The 23196-nt window shown below is 65.2% G+C and carries 26 protein-coding genes and 2 pseudogenes; 13 read left to right on the top strand and 15 right to left on the bottom strand.

Going from position 1 to position 23196, the window contains the following annotated elements; all coding sequences use genetic code 11:
* From A5724_RS19955 to A5724_RS19945, 3 genes are read left to right on the top strand one after another with little or no spacing between them, the layout of a single operon-like run.
* Positions 1-1203 carry an ABC transporter substrate-binding protein gene (locus tag A5724_RS19955; protein ID WP_067805892.1) on the top strand — a complete coding sequence of 401 codons (1203 nt, stop codon included), beginning with the start codon at positions 1-3 and terminating at the stop codon, positions 1201-1203.
* Positions 1182-2021, top strand: a complete 840-nt coding sequence (locus A5724_RS19950) for an ABC transporter permease (RefSeq protein ID WP_067805890.1) — start codon at positions 1182-1184, stop codon at positions 2019-2021. The genes A5724_RS19955 and A5724_RS19950 overlap by 22 nt, the downstream gene beginning before the upstream one ends.
* Entirely contained in the window at positions 2021-2821 is an 801-nt protein-coding gene (locus A5724_RS19945; RefSeq protein ID WP_067805887.1) for an ABC transporter permease, read from the top strand. Before A5724_RS19950 ends, A5724_RS19945 begins: the two co-directional genes overlap by 1 nt.
* Before the next feature lie 3 nt (positions 2822-2824).
* On the opposite strand, the gene A5724_RS19940 is transcribed toward A5724_RS19945, so the two are convergent.
* Positions 2825-3607 carry a MerR family transcriptional regulator gene (locus tag A5724_RS19940; protein WP_232004908.1) on the bottom strand — a complete coding sequence of 261 codons (783 nt, stop codon included), beginning with the start codon at positions 3605-3607 and terminating at the stop codon, positions 2825-2827.
* A 301-nt stretch (positions 3608-3908) separates the two neighbouring features.
* Here A5724_RS19940 and A5724_RS19935 point away from each other — a divergent pair, with 301 nt between their 5' ends.
* Positions 3909-5180, top strand: coding sequence for a nitrate/nitrite transporter (locus A5724_RS19935; protein ID WP_067805885.1), 1272 nt, complete (start codon positions 3909-3911; stop codon positions 5178-5180).
* Between the two features lie 3 nt (positions 5181-5183).
* On the opposite strand, the gene A5724_RS19930 is transcribed toward A5724_RS19935, so the two are convergent.
* Together A5724_RS19930 and A5724_RS19925 are read right to left on the bottom strand one after the other, a co-directional pair.
* On the bottom strand, positions 5184-5603 hold the full coding sequence (locus tag A5724_RS19930; protein WP_067805881.1) for a ChaB family protein: 420 nt from the start codon (positions 5601-5603) through the stop codon (positions 5184-5186).
* Between the two features lie 69 nt (positions 5604-5672).
* On the bottom strand, positions 5673-6935 hold the full coding sequence (locus A5724_RS19925; protein ID WP_067805946.1) for a low temperature requirement protein A: 1263 nt from the start codon (positions 6933-6935) through the stop codon (positions 5673-5675).
* A 33-nt stretch (positions 6936-6968) separates the two neighbouring features.
* On the opposite strand from A5724_RS19925, the pseudogene A5724_RS33220 reads away from it, so the two are divergent.
* The 4 genes and pseudogenes from A5724_RS33220 to A5724_RS19910 form a co-directional block, all read left to right on the top strand.
* Positions 6969-7160 (top strand): annotated as a pseudogene (locus tag A5724_RS33220) (GDP-mannose 4,6-dehydratase); the annotation flags it as partial.
* 252 nt (positions 7161-7412) lie between these two features.
* A complete protein-coding gene (locus tag A5724_RS19920) occupies positions 7413-7982 on the top strand; it encodes a transcriptional regulator (RefSeq protein ID WP_067805878.1) in 570 nt (189 codons plus the stop codon).
* A 152-nt stretch (positions 7983-8134) separates the two neighbouring features.
* Positions 8135-8557, top strand: coding sequence for a PPOX class F420-dependent oxidoreductase (locus A5724_RS19915; protein ID WP_067805877.1), 423 nt, complete (start codon positions 8135-8137; stop codon positions 8555-8557).
* 40 nt (positions 8558-8597) lie between these two features.
* Entirely contained in the window at positions 8598-9302 is a 705-nt protein-coding gene (locus A5724_RS19910) for a 2-C-methyl-D-erythritol 4-phosphate cytidylyltransferase (RefSeq protein ID WP_067805874.1), read from the top strand.
* On the opposite strand, the gene A5724_RS19905 is transcribed toward A5724_RS19910, so the two are convergent.
* The 7 genes from A5724_RS19905 to A5724_RS19875 all read right to left on the bottom strand — a co-directional run bounded on the left by A5724_RS19905 (position 9280) and on the right by A5724_RS19875 (position 16796).
* Positions 9280-9939 carry a 2-C-methyl-D-erythritol 4-phosphate cytidylyltransferase gene (locus A5724_RS19905; protein ID WP_067805872.1) on the bottom strand — a complete coding sequence of 220 codons (660 nt, stop codon included), beginning with the start codon at positions 9937-9939 and terminating at the stop codon, positions 9280-9282. The genes A5724_RS19910 and A5724_RS19905 overlap by 23 nt on opposite strands.
* Entirely contained in the window at positions 9939-10913 is a 975-nt protein-coding gene (locus A5724_RS19900; RefSeq protein WP_067805942.1) for a patatin-like phospholipase family protein, read from the bottom strand. The genes A5724_RS19905 and A5724_RS19900 overlap by 1 nt, the downstream gene beginning before the upstream one ends.
* A gap of 34 nt (positions 10914-10947) precedes the next feature.
* Positions 10948-11532, bottom strand: coding sequence for a hypothetical protein (locus A5724_RS19895; protein WP_067805869.1), 585 nt, complete (start codon positions 11530-11532; stop codon positions 10948-10950).
* Positions 11529-12362 carry a hypothetical protein gene (locus tag A5724_RS19890; RefSeq protein WP_067805867.1) on the bottom strand — a complete coding sequence of 278 codons (834 nt, stop codon included), beginning with the start codon at positions 12360-12362 and terminating at the stop codon, positions 11529-11531. Before A5724_RS19890 ends, A5724_RS19895 begins: the two co-directional genes overlap by 4 nt.
* 147 nt (positions 12363-12509) lie before the next feature.
* Complete coding sequence (locus tag A5724_RS19885) at positions 12510-13958, bottom strand: FadD3 family acyl-CoA ligase (protein ID WP_082965151.1); 1449 nt, start codon at positions 13956-13958, stop codon at positions 12510-12512.
* Between the two features lie 51 nt (positions 13959-14009).
* Complete coding sequence (locus A5724_RS19880) at positions 14010-15200, bottom strand: amidohydrolase family protein (protein WP_067805863.1); 1191 nt, start codon at positions 15198-15200, stop codon at positions 14010-14012.
* 36 nt (positions 15201-15236) lie between these two features.
* Complete coding sequence (locus tag A5724_RS19875; RefSeq protein ID WP_067805860.1) at positions 15237-16796, bottom strand: AMP-binding protein; 1560 nt, start codon at positions 16794-16796, stop codon at positions 15237-15239.
* Between the two features lie 80 nt (positions 16797-16876).
* Here A5724_RS19875 and A5724_RS19870 point away from each other — a divergent pair, with 80 nt between their 5' ends.
* Positions 16877-17596 (top strand): enoyl-CoA hydratase/isomerase family protein, encoded by a 720-nt coding sequence (locus A5724_RS19870; protein WP_067805857.1) that lies wholly within the window; start codon positions 16877-16879, stop codon positions 17594-17596.
* Between the two features lie 7 nt (positions 17597-17603).
* On the opposite strand, the gene A5724_RS19865 is transcribed toward A5724_RS19870, so the two are convergent.
* From A5724_RS19865 to A5724_RS19850, 4 genes and pseudogenes are all read right to left on the bottom strand, one after another.
* Positions 17604-18113, bottom strand: a complete 510-nt coding sequence (locus tag A5724_RS19865) for a VOC family protein (RefSeq protein ID WP_067805854.1) — start codon at positions 18111-18113, stop codon at positions 17604-17606.
* Positions 18110-18325 (bottom strand): annotated as a pseudogene (locus tag A5724_RS35180) (zinc-binding dehydrogenase); the annotation flags it as partial. The pseudogene A5724_RS35180 and the gene A5724_RS19865, both read right to left, overlap by 4 nt.
* A 136-nt stretch (positions 18326-18461) precedes the next feature.
* Entirely contained in the window at positions 18462-19265 is an 804-nt protein-coding gene (locus A5724_RS19855) for an SDR family oxidoreductase (protein WP_067805847.1), read from the bottom strand.
* Entirely contained in the window at positions 19262-19687 is a 426-nt protein-coding gene (locus tag A5724_RS19850) for a nuclear transport factor 2 family protein (RefSeq protein WP_067805843.1), read from the bottom strand. Before A5724_RS19850 ends, A5724_RS19855 begins: the two co-directional genes overlap by 4 nt.
* A gap of 63 nt (positions 19688-19750) precedes the next feature.
* Between A5724_RS19850 and A5724_RS19845 the strand changes: the two genes are divergently transcribed.
* Genes A5724_RS19845 through A5724_RS19830 form a run of 4 tightly spaced genes read left to right on the top strand, consistent with a single transcriptional unit; the run spans position 19751 to position 22492 of the window.
* Entirely contained in the window at positions 19751-20398 is a 648-nt protein-coding gene (locus tag A5724_RS19845) for a TetR/AcrR family transcriptional regulator (protein ID WP_067805840.1), read from the top strand.
* Positions 20399-20419: 21 nt separating this feature from the next.
* On the top strand, positions 20420-20854 hold the full coding sequence (locus A5724_RS19840; protein WP_067805838.1) for a Zn-ribbon domain-containing OB-fold protein: 435 nt from the start codon (positions 20420-20422) through the stop codon (positions 20852-20854).
* Between the two features lie 12 nt (positions 20855-20866).
* Complete coding sequence (locus tag A5724_RS19835) at positions 20867-22009, top strand: thiolase family protein (RefSeq protein ID WP_067805835.1); 1143 nt, start codon at positions 20867-20869, stop codon at positions 22007-22009.
* Positions 22010-22066: 57 nt separating this feature from the next.
* Complete coding sequence (locus A5724_RS19830) at positions 22067-22492, top strand: hypothetical protein (RefSeq protein WP_067805831.1); 426 nt, start codon at positions 22067-22069, stop codon at positions 22490-22492.
* Here A5724_RS19830 and A5724_RS19825 read toward each other — a convergent pair.
* Entirely contained in the window at positions 22450-23088 is a 639-nt protein-coding gene (locus tag A5724_RS19825; protein ID WP_067805828.1) for a TetR/AcrR family transcriptional regulator, read from the bottom strand. The genes A5724_RS19830 and A5724_RS19825 overlap by 43 nt on opposite strands.
* Positions 23089-23196 lie beyond the last annotated feature (108 nt).

Raw genomic sequence — 23196 nt, 5'->3', positions numbered from 1 at the left:
ATGACATCCACGCCCGCGCGACTCGGCCTTGCGCTCGTCGCCTGCGTCACTCTGGTTTTGGGGTTCACCGGCTGCTCGAAATCGCAGGAGGCCGGCGGCGGCAACGGCCAGTCGCCGCCGAAGATGGAGCCCCTGTCGGCAGTGGGCAACGGCGAAGGCCAGCTCAACTTGATCGCCTGGGCCGGCTACGCCGAAAACGGCTCCAACGACCCGAAAGTCAATTGGGTGACCCCGTTCGAACAGCAGACCGGCTGCAAGGTCAACGTCAAGATCGGCAACACCTCCGACGAGATGGTGCAGTTGATGCGCAGCGGCCAGTACGACGGGGTGTCCGCCTCCGGCGACGCAACGTTGCGGTTGATCTACGCCGGTGACGTGGCGCCGGTGAACACCGATCTGGTGCCCAACTACGCGACGATCTCGTCTTTTCTGAAGGACAAGCCGTGGAATTCTGTGAACGACCAGATGTACGGGATTCCGCACGGGTGGGGCGCGAACCTGTTGATGTACAACATCGACGTGGTGCGCGATGCCCCGAATTCGTGGTCGGCGGTGTTCGACGACGCGGGCAAGTACAAGGGCAAGGTGACCGCCTACGACTCCCCCATCTACATCGCCGATGCGGCGCTGTACCTGTCCAAGACAAAACCGGACCTCGGCATCAAGGACCCGTATTCGCTGACGCCCGAACAACTCGACGCCGCAGTCGATCTGCTGAAGAAGCAGCGCGAGAACATCAGCGAGTACTGGTCGGACTACACCAAAGAGGTGCAGGCGTTCGAGTCGGGCACCTCGGTGATCGGCACCACGTGGCAGGTGATCGCGAACACGATCGGCACCGACAACAAGGTTCAGGTCAACACGGTGCTGCCGAAGGAAGGCGCTACCGGATGGTCCGATACCTGGATGGTGTCATCGAAGGCCGCGCATCCGAACTGCATGTACAAGTGGATGAACTGGATCGCCTCGCCGGAGGTCAACGCTCAAGTGGCCGAGTACTTCGGGGAGGCGCCCGCGCAGACCAAGGCGTGTGAACACACCGCCCAGAAGGACTTCTGCGACATCTACCACGCCACAGACGAGAAGTTCGCCGCAGAGATCCACTACTGGACGACGCCGCAGAAGCACTGCGTCGACGGCAGCGGCGACAACTGCACGGCCTATCAGGACTGGGTCGACAAGTGGCAGCAGATCAAGGGCTGAAACACCGGTTATCGCTGGCGTTCCTGCTCGTTCCGCCACTGGCGTGGCTGCTCGTGGCGTATCTGGGTTCGCTTGCGGTGCTGCTTGTTTCGGCGTTCTGGACCACCGACACCTTCACCGGTGCGGTAGTGCGCGAATTCACAAGCGACAACGTCGTGCACGTCGTGACCGAGGCGGTGTTTCGCATCGCCACGGTCCGCACCGTGCTGATCGCGTTAGCCGTCACGGTGCTTTGCGCGCTGCTGGCGGTGCCGCTGGCGTTCTACATGGCCAAGATCGCGTCCCCGCGGGTACGACTGGCGTTGGTGGTCGCGGTGACCACCCCGCTGTGGGCGAGCTATCTGGTCAAGGCCTACGCGTGGCGAATGTTGTTCTCCCCACAGGGCCCCATGGCGTGGTCGACGGGGTACAGCCCGGGCTACGGACTGACCGCCACCGTGGTCACGCTGACGTATCTGTGGCTGCCCTACATGGTGATCCCGGTGTTCGCCGCGTTCGAACGCGTCCCCGACGCGCTCATCGACGCCAGCTCCGACCTCGGTGCATCGGACTCGTCGACACTGCGAATGGTGGTGGCGCCGTTGGTGTTTCCCGGCATCGCGGCAGGCTCGATCTTCACGTTCTCGTTGTCGATGGGCGACTACATCGCGGTGACGATCGTCGGCGGAAAGACTCAGATGCTCGGCAACATCATCTACGGCCAGCTCGTCACCGCCAACAACCAACCGCTTGCGGCGGCCCTTTCCATCATTCCGCTGATCGCGATCATCGCGTACCTGTTGGCGATGCGGCGCACCGGTGCACTGGAGAACGTGTGATGTTGTCGACGCCGGCGCGCCGGGCGGTACGGGTGTGGGTGATCCTCGTACTCTGTTTCCTCTACGCCCCACTGCTTCTGGTGGTGATCAACGCGTTCAACGCGTCGCGGACGTTCGCGTTCCCACCGAGTGGCTTCACGTTGCGGTGGTGGATCGACGCGGCGAACAGCCAAGGCATGTGGAAGTCGTTGGCCAATTCCGCGTTGGTCGGACTCGGCGCGACGGCGGTCGCGCTCGTGCTCGGCACGATGGCCGCGTTCGCCGTGCAGCGCTACGACTTCTTCGGCCGCCACGTCGTGAGTTTCCTGGTGGTGCTGCCGATCACCTTGCCCGGCATCGTCACCGGCATCGCACTCAACGCGACGTTCACCTCGGCGCTGGGCGTCACACTGGGCCTGGCGACCGTGATCGTCGGCCACGCCACGTTCTGCATCGTGATCGTCTTCAACAACATCCAGGCCCGGTTGCGGCGCCTGGGCACCCATCTCGAGGACGCGTCGGCCGACCTCGGCGCATCACCGTGGCAGACGTTTCGGTACGTGACGTTTCCGATGATGCGGGGCGCCTTGCTGGCCGGTGCCATCCTGGCCTTCGCGCTGTCGTTCGACGAGATCGTGGTCACCACCTTCACCGCGGGCCCGACGGTCCAGACGCTGCCGATCTGGATCTTCGGAAACCTGTTCCGCCCCAACCAGGCTCCCGTGATCAACGTGGTCGCTGCCGCGCTCACGATCGTCGCGATCATTCCGGTGTGGCTCGCCCAACGGTTCGGTGGCGACCCAGCCGCGACGAGGGTGTAGCCGCTACTGCTCCGTCGAGTCGCCGCTCATCAAGATGCCCGCGGTGAACTCCGAGACCGCCGTGACCAGACGTGCGCGCACAGCCTCGCGCACCCTGTCGGCCACCACCTTGTCACCCAGATCGCGGTAGTCCAACACGATGCGGCTCACCTCCGCCAGCTGTTCCGGCTTGGGCACGTGCCGCGCGCCGAACCGTGACTCGTACAACGCCTCCAATGTGTGGACGAGATCGGCGGCGACGTCGTCGATGGAATCCTTGGTCGCTTCGAACATGCGCACTATCGCCCGCGCATAGAGAACCGGTTCGGTGCTGCGCGCGACGATCGCTCCGATCTCGCTGTCCCTCAGCACCAGCTCACCGTCGACCACGTCGGCCAGACCGCAGTCGATCAGCTTGCGCGCCTCCTCGGAATCGACGTCAAGGGTGGCGGCCCCTGGGTCACTCGGCGCGGGGGCGCCAGGCTCGCCTGCCCGCGGGCCGAGCACTGCCCGCTGGATGCCGAGGATGTCGGCGAGATCGGCGCCCTGCCGCATGCTGGTGAAGAACTCGGCGATGTGCGCCGAGGTGAACCCGCGGCGGAGCAGTTGATTGATGGTCTTCAACTGCGACAGGTGATAGTCGTCGTAGTAGGCCGACCGACCGACACGCCGCGGCGGGTCCAGCAGACCCCGCTCACGATAAGCGCGGATGTTGCGGGCACTGACACCGGAGATGCGCGCCAGGTCGTCCAAGCGGTACTCAGCCAATGCGGCGCACCCCGGCGCGCTCGGCGTTTGCAGCACCACGACTCATGCGACCACTGTAGCCGCCTAACCCTGATTGCGAGCGAAGTACAGGCCATCAACTAATGGTTGTGCTAGCTAAGCGATACATACGGTTTTAACTGGTTCAATACCGTCACATCAACCGAGTCCTTGACGCGGCTGTGCAATTTCAGCCAACCCGTTTTCCATCGAACGCCGCAGCCGGGGTGAGTGATTTCACGGTCGCCGAATTGGCGTCGACGACGCTCGCTGGAACATCATGGAGCCGCGGCGCGTTGCAGCACGCCGAGACACCAAATCCCCGTCGAGCGAAAGGTCCTGCGTGCGTCCCTGGATTGTGTGGGCCACCGGACTGCTCGCGTACATCGTCGCCGTTCTGGATCGGACCACGCTCGGGGTATCAGGTCTGGATGCCGCCGCACGGTTCAACGCCAGCCCGAGTGTGCTGTCGACGTTCGTGGTTTTGCAGGTGGTCGTCTATGCCGGCGCTCAGGTACCCGCGGGCTTGCTGCTCGATCGGTTCGGCTCCAAGGCGCTGATCCTGTCCGGCGCCGCCGTGATGGCCTCGGGCCAACTGGTGCTCGCGTTCACCGAATCGCTGCCGACGGCCGTCGCCGCTCGCGCCATCGTCGGCCTCGGGGATGCGGTGACCTTCATATCCGTGCTGCGACTGGTGCCGTACTGGTTTTCGCCGAAGCAGGTGCCCTTGGTCACCCAGTTGACCGGCATCTGCGGGCAACTGGGCCAAGTGCTCTCGGCGGTGCCGTTCTTCGCGCTGTTGACGGGTGCGGGGTGGACGACGGCGTACGTGTCGGCGGCCGCTCTCGGTGTGCTTTCGATCGTGCTGACCCTCGCGCTGGTCAAGAACACACCGAACGGTCCCGCGCTGCCGACGCAAATCAGCTCCGTTCGGGACACCCTCGCCAGCCTGAAGACCGTGTGGCTGCGTCCGGGCACTCGGCTGGGCTTCTTCACCCACATGGGCACCCAGTTCTCCGTGACGGTGTTCGCCTTGATGTGGGGTGTGCCGTATCTGACCGAGGCGCAAGGTCTTTCGAGCGGTGCGGCGGGCGCACTTCTGACCGTCTCCGTCGTCGCCGCCATCTCGGCCGGCATCGTCATCGGCATACTGACCGGCCGCATGCCGCATCGCCGGTCACGCGTGGTGCTCGGCATCATCGCCACGAACGCGATCGCGTGGACGGTCGTGCTGGCGTTGCCGCATCGAGCGCCGATGTGGCTACTCGTGACCCTGATCGTCGTCATCTCGGTCGGCGGCCCCGGCTCGATGGTGGGCTTCGACTTCGCCAGGACGTTCAACCCGAGTTCGACGTTGGGCACCGCTCAGGGCATGGTCAACATGGGCGGCTTCGTGGCCTCGCTGTTGGTCATGCAGGCGATGGGCCTGATCCTCGACGCCGCGGGCGATTTCTCCTTCGCCTCGTTCCGGCTGGCGTGGGCGGTGCAGTACGCGGTGTGGGCTTTCGCCGTGATCGGAATCCTGATCACTCGGCGTAAGGCGCGCAGACTGATGCGCGCCGAGGACGAGGCGATGCTATTGGAGACTGTCGAAACGCATCCGGCAGGCCGCTGAGACTCAGCGGTTGCGCGCCGTCGCGCGCCGGTTCGCTTTCTTGATCGCCGACACCAGTTCTTCCTTGCTCATCGTCGATCGACCCGAGATATCCAGCTCGCGAGCCACTTCCACGAGGTGCTTCTTCGATGCGTTCGCGTCAACGCCTTCGGCGGACTTGCCCTTTGGATTCGGTCCGCCGCTGCGGGCCCGCGAATCTGACGGTCCCTTCTGCGATTTCGGCTCCCAGTGGTCACCCACCTTTTCGAAGCTGTGCTTCAACGCGCTGTACGCGACACGATGAGCGCGCTCACCTTCGCCATACTCCTTCGCCGCCGCATCGTGAGCCTTGGCGAAGGTGCGCTGCGCCTTGGCAGACGACTTCTGCAGGGTGCTGGGCAGCTCACTCTTCTTGGCAGAACCGCTCTTGGATGTCTTCGGCATGGTGGCTCCTCGATCAAATCGTGCCCTGACGCTTACCCGGATGGCATCCAGGCAAAACCGCTCACGACGTCACTCGTCGAGGTTTCTGGCGATCGCGTCGGCGGCGTGCCGATGCCCGAGCGTCTCGTAGCCGACCACGGTGACCATCGGCGCCAGCGTGACAACCAACAGGCAGTTCGCCATCGAGATGCCTGCGGCCGCCAGCCACACCGCCACCCCGAGCACCGCGGCGGTCAACACCAGCAGCAGCACGTGGAACGGATCCACGATGCGCGCCAACCGTGCATACAGCGCATAGACCGACAAGATGTAGATCCCCACCGGCACCGCGACGGACAACACGGTGCCTACGGAGCCGAGTTCGGACTGGTGCTCGATGTAGTACGCGGCGGCATGCAGACCGGCCCCAGTGGCGACGATGGCGGCGAACGTGACGATGTGGAAGTAGCCGAAGAAGAACGACCGCTCCCGGTGGGCATGCAGCAGATCGGCCTGCGGCGCCACGAAATACGTCCACCACATGCCGAAGGTGAGGCCGATGCCCGCCACTGCCACGAAGATCGCGTCGTACGACCAGCCCTGCGCGCCTACGGCAGCCGACACCGTGGCCACCGTTCCCACGACACCTTCGCCGAGCGCGATGATGGTCAGCAGGCTGTAGCGCTCGGTGATGTGGTGGGCGTGCCACGGCGTCTTCGCGATGCGGGTCTCGGCCAGTAGCGGGCCGAGCAACTCGATGCCGATCAGCACGAAAACGACTGCGAACGTGGCAGCCAGCGAGGTGTGCAGGAAGATGCTGGCGGCCCAGCCGATCTGCGCGACGGTGACGGCGGTGGCGTAAGTCAGGCACGCCGCGCGCCGGCCCGGGTCCTGTTTGGCCGCGCGTAACCACTGCGCCACCAATGCGATCCGCATGATGACGTACCCGGCCACCATGACTTCGTTTGCGACGTGGCCGCCGTGTTCGATCGATGCGTACATCTGCGGCAAGCCGAGCGCCAGCACGATCACACCGACCATCTGGAGCATGGTCATCAGCCGGTAGATCCAGTCGTCGGTGTCATAGGCCGACGCGAACCACGCGAAGTTGATCCAGGCCCAGCAGATCGCGAAGGCGGCGAAAGAGAACCCGAGCAGTCCGGCGCGGACGTGGTCCTCGGCGAGCATGTGCGCGTACTCGCTCGCCGCGATACCGAACGCGACGACGAACGTCAGGTCGAACAGCAGCTCCAGCGGAGTGGCCACCCGGTGCTCTTCGTGCGGGTCGCGCCCGGCCATCCTGCGGATCCGATGCGCCTGCACCGCAGGCCGCTGCGGTTGCGCCTCAGTCATCGATCCAGTCCTCTCACAGCTACATTTCACCCCATGGCGGGGGGCAAGAAGTTGGTGATGGGCGCAAGTGGGTTCCTCGGCTCCCACGTCACCCGACAGTTGGTGCAACGCGGCGACGACGTGCGGGTCATCCTGCGCCCGACCAGCCCGACGCAGGGTATCGAGGACCTGGTCGAGAAGGGTGCCGTCGAGTGCCGCTACGGCGACATCTTCGACGACGACGCGGATGCCGCTGTGGGTCATGTACGGCATGGGATACGCCGGCGACGTGCGCGCCGCGCTGGGCCGCGACTCACAGCTGATCAGCGGCAACGTCCGGCTGATGCACATCTGGCCGAAGCTCGACCACGGGAAAGCCGAGCGGGAGCTGGGGAGGCGGCCCCAACCGGTGCTCGAGTCCGCCCGACCTACTCGCGCGCAAAAAACAAGTAGTCGACTACGCATGCCATCACCGGCTAACAGACCGACGATCGAGATGTGTCGGATGAATTTGCGCTCAAGCTGCTCGGACAGTTCGCCCTTCACCGAGGTGAGGAGGTGGTGGAGCTACCTCCCGCGTGCCAGCGGTTGATCGCTCTTGTCGCGCTCAAACGCAGGCCGGTGCACCGGCTGTGGGTGTGCGCGATGCTGTGGCCGCATGCGCAGACCAGGCGTGCGATCGCGAGCCTGCGCTCCACGATGTGGCGGCTGCGGCCGGTCGGCGCGGATCCGCTGCTCGAAGTCGATCCCCAGTACATCGCGCTCGCGTCCGACGTATCGGTGGATTGGCACGACGCCGCCGACCAGATCGAGCACCTGCTCGACGCCGACGCGCCGGTCGACCCGCAGTTCGTGGCCGACCTGCTGCCGCTGCTTCGCGCAGGTGAACTTCTCGACGGCTGGTCCGAACCATGGGCGCACGCCGAACGTCAGCGCTACCGCGCCATCCGCAAGGCGGCACGCGACGCGTTGAGCGGCGGGTCGGAAAAGCAGGTAGCCGCCTACGCGTGTGGGTCCATGCGGTCGGCACATACGCTTCATTCCGTCCGGAAGTCCAAGAACGACTAGAGAAGACCATGAACGCGCTTCTGATGATCTGCATGTCCATCGGCACACCGCTTGCCGCACTGGGCTTGTACGACCTGCAGGCGCGGCTGGAACGCTGGGACTACAACCGCCACGCGGAGGACTGAACCGTCGAGGCGGTCTACTGTGGTGGCGTGGAAGCACTTTCCGACGATGTCGTCGAATTCCTGGCTGAAGGCACCCGCACCGGGCTACTCGGCTACCTCGCATCCGACGGCCGACCGCTCGTCGCGCCGGTCTGGTTCGTGGTGGACAACGGTGAGCTGGCCTTCAATACGGGCAAGAACACCGCGAAAGGTCGTGCGCTGACCCGGGATCCGCGGGTGGTGATGTGTGTCGACGACTCGCAACCGCCGTACTCGTTCGTTCAGGTCCAGGGCATCGCGACCATCGGCGAGGATCCGCAGGACGTGCTCGACATCGCGACCAGAACCGGTGGCCGCTACATGGGCGCAGACAGGGCCGAAGAGTACGGCCGGCGCAACGGCGTACCAGGTGAGCTCGTCGTGCGCATCAAGCCGACCAAGGTGATCAAGGCGTTCAATGTCGCAGAGTGATGACCTCAGTGCCATCCGAACCCATTGTCCCGCAACGCAAGTGAGACGCTACGCGGTCGGCGTGGTGCTGGCGGCCGGCCTCGGCACGCGTGTCGGCGCCGAGGGCAACAAGGCGTACCTGCCGCTGGCTGGCCGCAGCATGGTCGCCTGGTCGCTGGGCGCGGTGGCCGCCGTCGAAGAAATCGCGAGGACGGTGTTGGTGTATCGGAAAGGTGAACTGGACCTCGCCCGCGACACCGTTGCCGCCGAGTTGCCCGACACCGCTGTGGAACTGGTAGAGGGTGGCGACACCAGGCATGCCTCAGAGTTCAACGTGCTGCGCTACCTCGCCGACGACATCGAGTCCGGTGCAGTCGACGTGGTGCTGATCCACGACGCGGCCAGGCCCTTGGCGGCCAGCGGCATGTTCGTCAATGCACTATCGCTTGCGCGCGAGTTCGGCGGCGCGATACCGGCGTTGGCCATTGCGGATGTGGTGCATCAGCGGCCTGCCGGAGTCGAGGCAATCGGCAGTGCACTGGTGCGGGTGCAGACCCCACAGGCGTTTCGCGCGCGGCCTCTACTGCGCGCTTACCTGGCCGCCGACGCCGACGGATTCGAAGGCACCGACACGTCGTCGTGCATCGAGAAGTACACCGACGAGCAGGTCCGCACGTTCCCCGGCGAGCAGGCCAACCTGAAGGTCACCTACGCCACCGACGTCGCCGTCGCGGCTCGACTGCTCACTGGGGCCGGCAGGCGATGACCGCCTCAACATAGTCGGTGTCCCTTGGCAGTTCGACGACGAACGCGTCGGCGTCGCCATCGACGAACCTCACCGGCGTCTTCGTGCGCAGCGCTTCGTCGAGTTCGTCGAAGTCTTGGGTCCTGCGCTGTTCCAGCAGGCGGGTGAGGTGATCCAAGGTGAACCCGTGCGGATACTGCACCACCCGCAGCAGCGAACGATCGAGGGTGCCGGTCACCGACCCCTGCGCGTCGACGGTCTTCACGCTGTCGGTCACCGGCAGCATGGGCATCACCACCGAAGCGCCGGCCCGCAGCTCGTCAATCACCCTGTCGCCCAGGCTTGTCGGCGTCAATGGCCTGCGGATGTCGTGGATCAGCACCTGATGCGGCGGATCCGCGAAGGCTCGCAGCGCTGCGCCGATGCATCCGGCTCGCGAATCCGGGCCCGTCACCGTCACCACGTCGATCATCGGTAAACCTTGGCCCGCAAGCGTTTCCCGCGCACGGTCGGCCAATGATTCGGCGGCGGCGACCACTGCGGCACCGCGCATCGTGCGGGCAACGCGCACCAGCGGCGTCTCCCCCGCCAACGGCACGAAAGCCGCGTGGGCCGACATCGCACACAGCGGCAGGATCGCCGCCAGATCGCCTGCCATCAGCGGAAGCGATCAAGGTAGGCGTGCCAGTCCCAGCCAGCCAGGAACTGCTCGGCGGCGGCGTACCCCTTCACGTACTGTGCTTCGATCTCGTTGTCTGAGATGTCGAAATCGAGGAAGCCGACGTCGGTCGAGTCCACCCGGATGGTGCGCGCATTCACCCACGGCTCGTTGAGATAGGCCTGATCGCGGCCGACCAACGCGGTAGTGATGACGTCCTCCAACAAGGGCGGCGCGACAACCCGGAAGGGCGCGAGCGCCGGAATCACCTTGTCGTTGCCCTCTGGGAGGTTCGGTAGCACCGTGACGCCGAAGCTGGGCCAGCGCGGCGGTCGCCCGTCGTGGCGATCCAGCGAGTCGATCGGGAAGTTCGACAGGATTCCGCCGTCGACCAACGTGGACGTCAACCCGGTGGCTGCGGTCAGCGTGACCGGGCGGAAGAAGAACGGGATCGACATCGAGGCGCGCACCGCGGCAGCGACCGACTGTTCGTCGGGGTCGATGCCGTAGATCCTGCGGTAGTCCCATGGCAGTCGGACCACTTGCCCCGTCGTCACGTCGGCGACCGTGACGACCAGTTTGTAGCGCCGCTCGGGCGGCAGTTCGTCGTCGTCGATGGCCAGGTCGCCGAACGTGCGCACGCCGAGGTTGGCGAGTTCGCTGCGCACCCAGTCCTGCGCGTAATCGCCCTTGTAGATGCCCGTTCCGCGCAGCACCGCCAGCGACGGGCCGAGCAGCGGCACTCGCTCGACGGGACCTGCGTCGGTGAATTTGCGGTAATCCAGTTGCAGTGCAAGCTGTTTCACCTCGTCGGGGGTGAGCTGGTCGCCCATCGCCGCGGCCGCCAGGATCGCGCCGACGATGGACCCCGCCGACGTGCCTGAGACGCGTTGGGCGCGGTACCCGCCGTCCATAAGCGCGACGACGGCACCTACCAGCCCGATTCCCTTGACACCGCCACCCGACAGCACCATGTCCGCAGGCTTGGGATCCGCCACGGCGCCGACGCTACACGGGGTCGAACGACGAAATCAGCCAGGTGCCGTTGATCCTCTTCAGCCCCACCTTGACCGCGCTCGCAGCGAATGCACCGTCCGGATTCTCCTTGCTGGTGGTGTTCTGGTTGATGAACACCAGCACCAGCGCAGAATCCGGATGCATCTCCGACACCGCGGCCCGCACCACGGCGGCGGAGGTCTTGACCGCCTTCTGCTTGGCGGCCGGTGTGACGATCTGCTGGGTGAAATTCGTGTAGTACGAGAGAAAGTCACCCGTCAGATGCGATTTCGCATTGGCGAAGTCCTTGTCCAGACTTTCGGGCGAGTACGACAGCATCGCCACTGTGCCTGCCTTCGCGGCGTCCAGTGCGACGTTGGCCGCCGCACCGTCGGTCTGCCGGTCAGCACGGTACTGGCCGAAGTACAGCCACGCGGTGGCGCCGCCGGAGGCGAGCAGCGCGACCGCCAACACGACCGCACCGATTCGGCCCACCACCGCGCGCCGACGGGCACTCGGCTTGGCCGGCTTCGATTCGGCTGTGTCGGTTGACTTTTCGTCGACGTCGGTCACGACGTCGGTGTCGTTGGCGGTCACGGCACGAACTCCACTTTCGACATCTTGATTTGATCGCCGGCACGGTCGAGGTTGACCGACAGCCGCCAGGAGCGCGGCTCCTGCTTGGCGCCTGCCGCGTTGGTGACACGCGAGGTGGCTGACACCAGCACGACGGCCGAGTCGTCGGTCATCGACTCGACGCCGGTGGCGTTGACGGTGACCTCAGTGATCACCTTCGAGTCCTGGGTGACCTTGATGAAGTCCTCGGCCTGGTCCTTGAAGTCGTCGTGGAACTGACCCGTCGAATTGTCGATGATGCGCTGCACGTCCTCCTTGGCCTTGTTGAAGTCCAGCGACATCAAGGTCACGACACTCTGCCGCGCAGCCGCGGCGAATTCAGCGCGGCGCTGGTCCTCGGCGGCCTGGTGCCGGTGGTTGATCACCATCAGCACGCTGAGCGTGATGAACGCCGCCGTGCACGCGATGGCCACCACGGTGGTGAAGATCTTGAGTATCCGCAGCAGCAGTGAGCTCCGTCTGCGGACCGGAGCCTCGGTTTCCTCGGCCGCCTGGGCCTCCTCGACCTTCTCGGTCTCCGCGTCATCAGTGACCGCCACACTGGGTTCGACCAATTCGACGGCTTCGGAAGCCTCGGGCTCGGGCTCGGCCTGGGCCTGCCGCCGCAGCCGGATGGCACGTGCTCTGGCGCGGGCAGCGGCCGCAATCGCCTCCGCCTCTGCGGCCTCCGCTTCGGCTTCCTCGGCGAGGGCGAGCGCGTCGGCCGCATCGGCCGCGCGTTCAGGTTCGTGCGGCGGCGCCTCAACACGGTCAGCGTCGATCACCGACTCGCGGCGCCTGAAAGACGGCACAGCGACCTCCTTGTTGCTGCAAAAGCACTACTCAATATGAGAATGGCATTATTCATTTTTGAGTATTGCCGCGAGGATACCGCATCCCCGACCCGGGACCTCTGCGCCGCTTCCTGCGGAAATGTTATTTGCGCGCTGTACGAGCGCTCAGCGCAGTTGGTCTTTCATGACTTTGCCCGTGGCGTTCAACGGTAGCTGTTCGAGGAACTCGACGAACCGGGGAACCTTGAATCCGGCCATCCGCTCCCGGCTCCAGGCGATCAGTTCGTCGCCGCTCATGGCGGCTTCGCCAGTCTTCATTACGACGAACGCCTTGCCAACCTGTCCCAACCGCTCATCGGGAACACCGATCACGGCCGCTTGCGCGACCGCGGGGTGCTGCATCAGAAATCCCTCGATTTCGGCGGGGTAGGCGTTGAAGCCGCCGACGATGAACATGTCCTTCTTGCGGCCGACGATGCGCAACCGGCCCGACTCCGTGAGGGTGCCGAGGTCCCCGGTGTGCAGCCACCCGGCGGCGTCGATGGCCTCCGCCGTGGCGGCAGGGTCGTCGAGGTAGCCCTGCATGACGCCGTAGCCGCGTACGAGCACTTCGCCGTCGTCGGCGACTCGCACCTCGATGTCCTCACACGGCAGCCCCGCGGTGGTCGCGACATCCTCGAACGAGTCGCCCGGCCTGGACAGGGTCACATTGCCCGCCTCGGTCAGCCCGTATCCGGTCATCAACGTCTGGAAAGGAAGTTCGTCATGTATCCGGCGGACCAGTTCCACCGGAATGTCTGCTGCGCCCGTGACGCCCGCGCGCAGGGTCGCGAGCCTGTCCTTGTCGGCCACGGCGAGCAGCGAGTGGTATAGCGTTGGCGGCCCTGGCAGCATCGTGATGCGTTCGCTCTCAACGAGTTTTACGACACGATCGATGTCGAACGCGGCCACCGGCACCATGGTGGCGCCGCGCAGGAACGACGCGATCAACCCCGCCTTCAATCCGAAGGTGTGGAAGTACGGGTTGATCATCAGGTAGCGGTCACCCTCGCGGAGGTCCGCGAGGGTCGCCCACTCCTCGTACATCCGCAACGTCTGGCGGTGGTTCATCTTCGCGCCCTTGGGCCGTCCGGTGGTGCCCGAGGTGAAGATGATGTCGGAGATGTCTGCGCCGTCGACGGCCCGCTCGAACGGCGCGCCGCCGGACAGGAAGTCCGATTTCAGGTCGATCGTCGGGATGCCCGCCGGCACTGTGAAGTCCTGGCCGAGGAAGTCCTTCTGGATCAACACCGCCTTCGCGCCGCTACGGCCGATGACGTCGGCCGCCTCCTGGATTTTGAACCGGGTGTTGACGGGCACAAGCACCCCGCCTGCGGTCAGCAACCCGAACGCCGCAATGATCCACTCGGCGCAGTTCGGCGCCCAGATCGCGACGCGGTCACCCTTGTCGATCCCGCAGTCGTTGAACGCACCTGCCGCGCAACGGATCCGAGCGACCAGTTCAGTGAAGGTGAGGCGCAGCGGACCGTCGACGACCGCTTCCGCGTCGCCGAAGCGGTCCCCCGCGCTCAGGACCATCTCGGGGATGGTCGCCCACGGTTGTGACTGGGTCATCTGGCGCCGCTCCTCATCGGGCGCTTGCGCCCTTGATCGCCGCAGCGCGCCTCACACCGTGACGAGCCGATCCAGGTTGCCGCCCATGATCTTCGCCTGATCCTCGACCGAGAGGTGCTCGAGTGCCGTCACGTAGTGGGTCGGCTCGGCAAGACCTTCCGGATGCGGCCAGTCGGAGCCGTAGAGCACCTGGTCCACGCCGACCAGGTTGATCAGGTCGTCGATGCCCTCCTCGTAGAACGGGCTGACGTGGATGCGGTTCTTGATCTCCTCGACCGGGTTGCCGGGGAAGCTCTCAGGCGTCTTCTTGTACACCTCAGCCATCGAATCCAGAAGCGGGAACATCCATTTCGAACCCGCCTCGACGATCGCCACCTTGAGCGTCGGGAATCGGAACAGCGCGCCGTGGATCACCCAGGAGGCGACCGCATCCTGGATGGGACGCCACTCGTTGAGAATCGACATCGCGTTGGTCTGGAACGGCAACATCTCCTGGGCCGCCCCGTCCCATTCGGAGGTGTAGCGCGAGTAGCCGCTGTCGGAGGAGTGCATGCCGATCAGCACGTCGTACTCGACGCACTTCTGCCAGAACGGATCGAACTCGGGCAGCGCGAACGACCGTGGGCCACGGAAGCCGGGCACCGGCGCAGGCCGGATCAGGATGGCGCGAGCCCCACGTTTGACGCACCACTCCAGTTCCTCGATCGCCTTCTCGACGATGGGCAGGGTGATCACCGGCGTGGTGAAGATCCGGTTCTGGTAGTTGAAGCCCCAGACCTCGTCGAGCCACTGGTTCAGCGAGTGGATGAGCACGTGGATGGCGACCGGGTCGTCGCGCAGCCGCTCCTCGATCAGGCTGGCCAACGTCGGGAACATCAGCGAGCGGTCGACGCCCAACTCGTTCATCAGTTCCAGGCGCGGGCCCGGTTCGAAGAACGCCGGAATCGACCGCATCGGCTCGCCGAACAGTTCCCGCTTGCTCTTGCCATCCGGATTGCCGAACTTGAAGTACTCCTCCCAGGCGCCCGGCCTGGCAACCACCGAGAACGTGGGGTTGGGAATGTAGTTGCTGATCACACCGCGCAGCGCGATCTTGGTGCGGCCATTGACCTCGACGTACTGGACGACGTCCTTGTACTCCTTGGGCAGGTATTTCGTCAGCGCCTCCGGCGGCTCGTACAGATGGTTGTCCGCGTCGAACAGCGGGAACGGTATGTCGACCCGGTGCGACAGTTGCCCCATTGGAACACTCCTTTTCTAGTTGCGAGAATCATATTCTCACTTTTGACAAGCCGCAATATTCTGCCGAGCCGCCGCCACATCCGCGCGGACGCGGAACTTCTGCACCTTCCCGCTGGCCGTCCGGGGGTAGTCGTCGACTTGGTGGAGTTCCTCTGGCCACTTCTGGGCCGCGACGCCTGCCCGCTTGAAGTGGGCACGCACCTCGTCGATGGTTGGCATCGAATGGCCTGCCCTGATGCGCAGCACCGCGGCCGTCCGCTCGCCGAGGCGTGCGTCGGGCGCGGCCACCACCACCGCCTCCACGACGCTCGGCATCGCGAGCAGCACCTCCTCGACTTCCAGCGCGCTGATGTTCTCGCCGCCGCGGATGATCACGTCGGACTTACGGTCGGTGATGGTCAGGTAACCGTCGTCGTCGAGCACGCCGACGTCGCCGGTGCGGTACCAGCCGTCGGAGTCGAACGCCTTGGCCGTCAACTCGGGATCGGTGTAGCCGAGGCACAAATCGGGCCCGCGGCTGAAGATCTCGCCGTCGGGTCCGAGCCGGATCTCGACGCCGGGGCGCGCGTTGCCGTCGGTGTAGAGCCGCTTGTCCTCCGGCGCGGTGGGCGCCGACCCGGTGATCGACGGGTGTTCGCTACTGCCGTAGGACCGGAAGACGAACATGCCGAGATCGGCAAGCCGACGGGTGACCGCAGCGGGCACCGTCGAGCCGCCGAGGCCGACGGTCGTGAAATGACGCATATGTGCTGGGGTGCAGTCCGGGTGGTCCAACAGGCTGGTGACGAAGTACGGTGGTCCGCCGCCGATCGAAAGCCCCTCGCTTTCAATGAGTTTGAGCACCTTGCCGGGGTCCCACACGTCGCACAGGTCGATCGGTGCGCCTTCCAATACCGGGATGAGAAAGGCGCCCAGCATGCCGATGAAGTGGCCGACCGGGGTGGCGGTGAGTTGCCTGCCGCGATCCTCCGGATAGTTCTCCAACAGCTGGCGCGTTTCGAAACCCAGCGTCTGATGGCTGTGCACAACGCCTTTGGGATTACTCGTGGTGCCGGAGGTGAATGCGATCAACGCCGGACCGGCGGGGTCGGTGGCCAGCGTGCCCTCGAGCGGTTCGTCGGCAAGCAGTTCGTGGTAGTCCGTGCCGACGAGCCCCACGATCGGGATGTCGTCGCAAAGGTCGGGCGCAAACTGCATGCGGCCGAACTCTTCTGCGGTGATGAACACCCGAGGCTTGGCCGTCCCGAGGATGTGAGTCAGTTCCTTGCGACCGTAGAAGTGCACGATCGGCACCGTCACCGCGCCCAGGAACGTCGACGCCCAGAACGCGGCCGCGGCCTCCATCCAGTTGGGCAGTTGCAACGCCACCAGGTCGCCGGGGCCGACGCCGCGGGCATGCAGGCCCGCCGCCAACCGTCGCGCCTCCAATTCGACGTCATGGAACGTGCCCGCAAATGGCCGGACCGTCGAGTGCACGTGGAAACCGACGTCGGGGTTGTTCTTCAGCCCGCGCGCGACGAGGTCACCGAGGGTGTCCTGGGTCCACCACCCCGCCTCCTGGTAGCGCTTGGTCAGTTCAACAGGGATTTCTCGCATGCGTTCCGCAGCACCTCCGCTCCGCTGCGATGTTATTCTCCGCTAGAGAGAATGCCAATACCGCAGACGGAGAACGCTTGATGGTCGACCTCGAGTTGGATGACGGCCTGGCGGTCATCACCATCGACCGCCCGCACGCCCGCAACGCCATCTCAATGGAGACCATGGATCAGTTGGAGAAGGCGCTCGACGGGGCGGTCGGCGCCAAGGCATTGGTGCTCACCGGAGCCGGTGATCGGGCGTTCGTCTCCGGCGGCGACCTGAAGGAACTCAGCGCGTTGCGCACCGAACACGAGGCGGCCTCGATGGCGTTCCGGATGCGCACGATCTGCGATCGGATCGCCGCGTTCCCCACCCCCACCGTCGCGGTGCTCAACGGCCATGCGCTCGGCGGCGGCGCCGAGTTCGCGGTGGCGGCTGACATCCGGCTCGCCGCCGATGACGTCAAGATCGGCTTCAACCAGGTGACGCTGGAGATCATGCCGGCATGGGGCGGCGCCGAGCGCCTCGTCACGCTCGTAGGCTATGGCAAGGCGCTGCTGCTGGCAGGCACCGGCACGGTGCTCGACGCCGCCGAGGCCGAGCGAATCGGTCTGGTGGACAAGGTGTTACCGCGCGCCTCCTTCGCCGACGACTGGCGTGGCATCGCCAAGGCGTTGGCGAGCCGGCCGGCAGGCGAGATCAAGCGCGTGATGAAGGGTGTCTCCACCACGGAGGCCGTCACGTCGTTCGCGCGGCTGTGGGTGGCCGACGAACACTGGACGGCCGCAGACAAGGTGATGAAGAAGAAGAAGCAGTGACAAGTCGCTAGACGATCGGGGTGGAGCCGTCCCAATTCGCCGCGGCGTCGCGAATGAACTCCGCGCTGGCTCGCGTCGTCTCGGTGAGTTCGGAGATCTCCACGATCGGGGCTGGGCTGTTCGGCGGCTCGACGTAGGCGAAACGCACTCCGAAGTTTTCGCCGCCCGACCACACCACCGGCCAATCGGCCTCCTCGACGGCCTTCATGGTGGCGTCGAAATCTTCGGTCCAGTAGGCCAATTGGTGGTAACCAGGGCCGTTGGCCGCCAGGAACTCCGTGAATATGCTCGGTGTGTCGTCGTGCTGGCAGATCAGCTCGATCTGCATCTCGCCGCTGTTGGCCATCGCCAACGACAGCGTGGTCTCGCACGGCTCGCCGCGATACGTCGCACTGATTGGCAGGTCCCGGATGACAGCCCACGGGCCGACCCCCAACCCAACCCAGCTCGCCAGTGCCTCGTCGAGATCGGTTACCACGTAGCCAATCTGACGGATCGGCCCCGGCAGCACACTCATGTCGCCGTGGGGTGGACGACGACGCGCGGTGGTCCCTGCGACTTGCGCGCCAAGTCGACCGCGTCGGGCACCTCGTCGAGACCGATCACCCTGCCGATGCTGGGCAGCGTGTCCAGTCGACCGCTGACCACCGCGTCGATGGTGCCGTACCAGTCGACGGGATGCGGGCCGCCGCCGAATTGAATGGTCGCCCCTTTGTGCGTGGCCGCGGTGACGGACACCGAATCGTTGTCGGAGGCGCAGATCGCCGCGCTGAGCGGCCGGATCAGCAACTGGCCGGGCCCTGGAACGGGATCGGCCGTCTCGCGCACCGTCAGCCCACCGTCACGTAACACGACCGCCCGCATGTCAGGCGTTCCTGCTGGATGCGAAATCCAGTGAAGCCGTGGTCATCATCTCGACGAGCGCCCGTCGGTCGATGGTCCACACCGCAGACGAGGCCGCCCGGTTGTTGTCGCCGACCACGTGCACAGGACCGTTGCCGATGTTTTCGATGATCTCGCCCGCCACGTCTTCGGGAAGCATGTGCGCGGCCGGGTCGTACTCGATGCCCATCCGCGCAAAGGCCGGGGTGTACGTCATCCCGAGCGGTGTGCAGCAGACGTCGACGCCGTGGGACCGAAGCTCGGCCCACAATCCTTCGGCGAGGTTGTGCTGGAAGGCCTTGACCGCCGAGTACATCGCGAGCGTCGCCGAACCGGCCAGACAGGCCAACGACGCGACGAGCACGATGCCGCCGCGACCGCGCTCGCGCATGGCAGTACCGAAATGGTGTGCCAGGACGGTGGGCCCGATGCAGTCCAGCTTGATCTGTTTGAGCGAATAGTCGAGTTCGTTGTCCAGGAAGGCGTTCGTCCGGTCCGACGCGCCCGCGTTGTAGATCAACAGCCCCACCTCGAGGCCGTCGGTCGCGGCGGCCACCGTCGCGCCTGCGTCGGGTTCGGTGAGGTCCTGCACGACGACGCGCGTCTGCACCCCGTGGTCCTCACTGGCCTGAGTAGCCACCTCGTCAAGCAGGCGCCTGTTGCGCGCGATCAACACGAGATCCAATCCGCGCGCGGCCAATTGGTCGGCCAAGGCAGCGCCAATCCCTTCGGAGGCACCCGCGATGACGGCCCACCGACCGAACTTCTCCCCGAAATCTCCGGTCATGAGCCAGTTGCCGATGCGGCGCCTGCATGCACCCGCGCGATGCTCGTCGTGCGGCGCGAGATGCGCCAGCCGTCGGCCGTGCGGACCAGCTCGTCGTCGTAATGTCCCAGCGCCTCAACCCAACTGGCCGCGTCGTCTGGGATCGCCTGCAGCACAGCGTGGACGTACGACCGTGCCGTCGCACGGTCACCGTCGACCGCGATCGTCAAGTTGGTCAGCCGGTGATACGTCGGACCCATCGCGTCGTGAAGCTGCCGCATCAGGTCGGTGATCGCATCGGCGCCCGAGTAGCGGCCGACTTCGCCGTAATCGACATCGACGTCCTCGGTCCAGCATCTGCGCAGCAGCGGCCAATCTTTGGAATCGATTCCGGTGGCGTAGCGGATCAGCACCTCGGCGATCTGCTCCTTGTCGGCATCCACACGGCGAGGCTATTTCACAAGTTAGACTCGGGTCAACTATGTATACCGCGGAAAACCATTGCCATGCCTGAGATAGCTCGGATGCCTATTGCTGACCAAGGTCAGCGCCGCGCCTCGTTTCAGCAGGCGCGTTCACACCAGACCAAGCAGTCACTGGTGCAGGCGGCGATGGCGTTGTGGCGCACCAATGGGTATGCGGGCACGACCGTGGCCGACATCTGCCGCGCCGCGGGCGTGTCGAAGGCGTTGTTCTACTTCTATTTCCCGCGGAAGGAGGACGTGCTGTTCGAAGTCGGGGTGTTGTCGACGGATGTCGCGCACAACGTCGCGACCGAGATGATGGCCAAACCGTACGAGGTGTCGGCGGTGATCACGGCGGTGCTCGCCAGCATCGAGGACACCATGCGCCGCAGTACCCCCGAACTCGTCGTCGAGGCGATCCTCGAGGGTTACCGGCAGGCGCTTGCCGGCCACGATCATCTGGAGCGGACGTCAGTGATCTTCGCCGAGGTGTTCGAGCGGGCAAAGCAGGACGGCAAGTTACCTTTGGACTTCGACGGCGCGCACGTCGCGAACGTCGCGCAATCTCTCGTGGGCGAAGGTGCGCGCCACTGGGCGGCGGGCAAGTACGGCGGGCGGTCTTTCGCCGAGGTGGTCAGTCGTGACATCACGGCGTTGGTCGTTGGCTATGCGCGCCCGTGTTCTCTCTAGACGAGAATCTCATTTCCGGTTATCGTGAACGACGTGTCAGCACAGCAGATAGCGCTTGCGCCGGAGATCTCGACCTGGCCTGCCGAGAATCCCCAACTCATCGGAAGCACCTGCGGTAAGTGCGGCGCCACCGCGTTCCCCGTCCAGCAACGCTGCCCCAAGTGCAGTGCCGGCCAGATGTCCGAGGTCCTGTTGCCCCGCCGCGGGACCTTGATCGCGTGGACCACCCAAGGCTTCCCGCCCGGCGCGCCGTACAAGGGTCCGACCGGTAAAGACTTCGTCCCGTTCGGCGTAGGCCTGGTGCAACTCGACGATGTCATCCGCGTCGAGGGCAGGCTCACCGAGAACGACCCCGCCAAACTGAAGTTCGGCCAGGAGGTCGAACTGACCATGACCCCGTTCACCACCGACGAGGACGGCAACGAGGTCGTCACCTTCGCCTTTCGGCCGGTCTGAGAAAGGAACGCCATGAACGACGTCGCCATCATCGGCGTGGGTCTGCACCCGTTCGGACGGTTCGACAAGACCGCGATGGAGATGGGCGCCGACGCGATCGACGCTGCCCTCACCGACGCGGGAGTCCAGTGGAAGGACATCCAGTTCGGCTTCGGCGGCAGCCATGAGGTCTCCAATCCCGACGCGGTGACCCGCCTGGTGGGCTTGACGGGCATCACGTTCACCAATGTCTTCAACGCGTGCGCCACCGCCGCGTCGGCGATCCAGCAGACCGCCGACACCATCCGGTTGGGCAAGTACGACATCGGCATCGCGATCGGTCTCGACAAACACCCGCGCGGTGCGTTCACCGACGATCCCGCCAAGCTCGCGCTGCCGCAGTGGTACGCCGAGAACGGTCAGTTCGTCACCACCAAATTCTTCGGGATGAAGGCCAACCACTACATCCACAAACACGGCATCTCGCAGGCGACGCTGGCAAAGGTGGCGGCGAAGAACTTCCGCAACGGCGAGAAGAATCCGAATGCGTTCCGGCGCAAGCCTATTCCCGAGGAAGAGATCCTCAACTCGACGGTGCTCAACTATCCGCTGACGCAGTACATGTTCTGTGCTCCCGATGAGGGCGCGGCCGCGGTCATCATGTGCCGCGGCGACATCGCACACAAGTTCACCGACAAGCCGGTCTATGTGCGGGCCACCGAGATCCGGACCCGCACGTTCGGCGCCTACGAGGTGCACGCCACCTCGGCGCCGCTCGACGAGGACCCCTCCCCCACGGTGTTCGCAGCCAAGGCCGCCTATGAGGCCGCGGGCATCGGCCCGGAGGACGTCGACGTCGCCCAGTTGCAGGACACCGATGCCGGCGCCGAGGTCATTCACATGGCCGAGACGGGGCTGTGCGCAGACGGCGATCAGGAGAAGCTGATCGCCGACGGCGAGACTGAGATCCACGGCTCACTGCCGATCAACACCGACGGAGGGTTGATCGCCAATGGTGAGCCGATAGGCGCCTCGGGGCTGCGGCAGGTGCACGAACTGGTGCGCCAACTGCGCGGCGAGGCAGGCGACCGGCAGGTGCCCGGTGGCCCTCGCGTCGGCTTGGCGCACGTCTACGGAGCCCCCGGCACGGCATCGGCGACGATCCTCAGCCTGTAGAAACCAGATCGCCCAATCGGAGCACGCTGTCGGAAACATGGTTCTAGGATCTCGGAAATGAGGTTTCCGCCTGCGCTATCGGCGACGGTGCTGGCCGGGTGTCTGATCCTAGGCACGCCATCCGCGGCCGCGGACAACGATCCCCCGCCTCCTCCGTTGCACAACGTCCACTACACGGTGTGGGCCGAGCAGCCATTCAGTGTGGTGATTTATTACCGCGACACCGACCCACCGAACTGGGCGGACTACAGCCACAATCCATATCAGTTCAGCCCCAAGGCAGAAGCCGACGTCGGGCCGAATCAGCAGTGGAATCTGGATGTCGGACTGGTCAACCCCGATCAATGGGCGATGGTGGTGGCGGGCACAGGCGGGGAATCAACCAAGACGCCGAACATCCACTGCGCGCTTGCCGTCGACGGCGTGGTCGTGAAGACCCATCAGGGCCCCAAAGGCGCGCTCTGCTCGATTCGCCCCTGGTGATCGTCGGCCGGTGGCGGTTCACCTTCGAGGCGGCGTAACCACTGTTCGCAGTACTGGAAGGTTTCCTCGTGACCGGAAGACATGCCGAGCGCCCGTTCCATCACGATCGCTTGCGACACGCTCGTCGCGAACACCGTCCACACCACGGGCGGCACTTCCGAGGTCGCGATGCCGTAACGCTCCAACGCTGCGGCGATGGCCTTGTTCTGCTCCTCACGGAAACGCTCGGCGTAGTAGACGATTTCGGCCCGCAATGCCTTGCGATGATTGGCCAGACCCATGAACTCCATCGTCAGTCGCGTCGCCTCCGGCATCGTGCTGAACCGCCACAGCGCCCACAGCGGTTGCGGCGACGCCAGCGCTGTCTTCAGCACCCCGAGCCCCTCTTCCGCTCTGCGCCGGAACACCTCGAGGAACAGGTCCTCCATCGTGCGGAAGTAGTAGTGCACGAGTTGCGGCTTGAGGCCGGCCCGTTCGGCTACCCGCCGGGAAGTGACCGCGCCGTAGCCCTCTTCGAGCAACAGTTGCTCGGCGGCGTCGAGCAGCACGCCGCGGTTCTTCGCGTCCGGCGCTCCCATTCTTCGCGCCGATGCCATGTCAATTCCTCTCATAGCTGCTGCCACGCAGATGGTAGCCGCCGACCCGTGGTGTCACCTTGACCGTGACTCTACGTGCATGCTAAGCAGGTGCTCAGCATATCTTGG

The sequence above is a fragment of the Mycobacterium sp. ACS1612 genome (assembly GCF_001667505.1).
GTDB lineage: Bacteria > Actinomycetota > Actinomycetes > Mycobacteriales > Mycobacteriaceae > Mycobacterium.
This window is presented reverse-complemented; position numbering and strand designations above follow the sequence as displayed.